Origin of the sequence: Sporolactobacillus shoreae (assembly GCF_004684935.1) — a bacterium.
GTDB lineage: Bacteria > Bacillota > Bacilli > Bacillales > Sporolactobacillaceae > Sporolactobacillus > Sporolactobacillus shoreae.
Window position 1 is genome coordinate 1 of record NZ_SRJD01000055.1, and the last position, 2,075, is coordinate 2,075.

A 2,075-nucleotide genomic window follows, 5' to 3' on the forward strand; every position below is an offset into this window, starting at 1 on the left:
AAATGCTTCATTTCGTTCCTTTTTCTTGGCTTCTGGACTCTTACGTTTACCGATTGCTTTCTTCCATGATGGCTGCTCTGCTTCCGGCTGAATGTCCTTCAACACGCCAGAATCGTCCATACGATGGACTGGATAGTCGAACCATATATTGATAGGATCGAACTTAGGAAATTCACGCAGAGTCCCGTCAATACGCCAGGCCGTACGTATTTTGACAGCCTGCTTTGCTGTATCGATAGCCTGATTAATTTCATTTCCGTAGCCTTTCAGGCCATTTCCAGCGTGTGTGCGCATTTGCGTGACACTAAGTAGGTCGTCCTGACCGACGTGCTCTTCCAGATATGATGAATTGTATTTTCGGAACATAGATTCATAGACTTGACAAACCGCACGATCTTCCTGCTGTTTTCGTATAGCATCTGTAATATCCAATTCAACCAGGTCCAGCAACGCGTCTGGATCACGGGCAAACACACCGGATCCGCTGGCACGGTCCATCGACTTCTTTCCCCCTTGCACACCTTTACTGTGATGATGGCAGTAGATGACTGAGCAGCCGAGTTCCGTTGCAATCTTGTCAAATTGGTTAGTAAAGTGAGCCATCTGGTCCGCACTGTTTTCGTCACCTGTCAACACCTTATAAATGGGATCGATGATGACGGCGATATAATTTTTCTTCTGTGCCCGACGGATTAGCTTCGGAGCCAACTTGTCCATGGGCACCGACTTGCCGCGCAAGTTCCAGATGTCAATATTACCAATGTGATCTGGGTGCATGTTTAGCCGTCCGTAGACATCCTTAAAACGGTGGAGACAGCTGGCACGGTCGAGTTCCAGATTGACATAGAGAACTTTTCCCTGAGCGCATTTCCATCCCAGCCACTTCACACCTTCGCCGATGGCAATGGATAGCTCAATCAGGGCAAACGATTTACCGGCTTTCGATGGTCCAGCCATGAGCATTTTATGCCCTTGACGAAGCACGCCTTCAATGAGTGCCGGCGCGAGTTCCGGCATATGATCCCAGTAGTCTGATAATCCTTCCGGATCAGGCAGGTCATCATTGACGCCTTCAATCCATTCATACCACTCTTCCCATGTAGATTTGCCAATGTTGGTGTCGATGATAAACTGCTTTTTGCCGTTACGTTCGACACCCGGCATGCGGCTTAGGCGTGACGGATTACGATCCTGCTTGTCCAAACTCAGTCCGTTCTTCTGGCAGACATTGTACAGGTAATCGACACGTTTACGGTACTCGTTATAGTCTGGCGCTTCGACTTTGACGATCGCATGGATACTCTTGCCACCACTGTAAACAAGCACAGCAATCGGCAGTTCTAGTTCGCGCATAACGGCATTCTGTTTTTCCAGATCCATCGTATCGGACTCAACAAGGGCATATCGGTAATCGGTGACGTTGTCGTTTTTGACGCCTTTCCCATCGAGCGGATTAAATCTGATCCATGCACCGGCTTCTGTCTTCGTATCACCTATGACGGATCCAATATCTCCTTTGCAGGCGTTTAGCGCTTGGATCAATTCTCCGGCTGTACGGTCGCAATTACCCTTAGTGGGCAGATATTTACCTGTATCTTCGTTTTGCCATACGGACGTCACGTATCCGACATTTTCCGTCGATTCAAATAGTGTTTCCAGGTAACGGGTAATTTCACGGACAGGGTTCCAGTCTTTTGGCTCGGCGATTTCCTTCCCTTCAATCCAATTTTTATCAATCACAATATAATCATCGTCGCCACTGATTTCATCGTCCCATCCCAGTGCACGATCTTCGGTATGTTGATGCGGTTCCCAGCCGCGATCTTTTGCCATCTGCGTGATCGTCGCACCGGTTATTCCGTTTCCCTCAAATGTGGCCCACTTCTTAAAACACTCGCCCGGGTGATAGCGTACCGAATCGCCGCGTGACCAGGCGTCCCAATCAGACGCTGTATATCCTTCCGACTTAAGCGCCATGCCGACGTCAACCCATTCTTGATAGTCAAGTGTTGACGGGTCGATGTAGTCCAGTAGCTTGATGATGTCGACTTTATTTTTCGTTTCCATAGGCTATC

General features: G+C 48.6%; 1 protein-coding gene. It reads right to left on the reverse strand.

Annotated elements, in window-relative coordinates:
• The coding region (locus E4665_RS17965) for an AAA family ATPase (RefSeq protein ID WP_135350176.1) at positions 1–2,067 on the reverse strand (2,067 nt) is incomplete at its 3' end.
• Positions 2,068–2,075 lie beyond the last annotated feature (8 nt).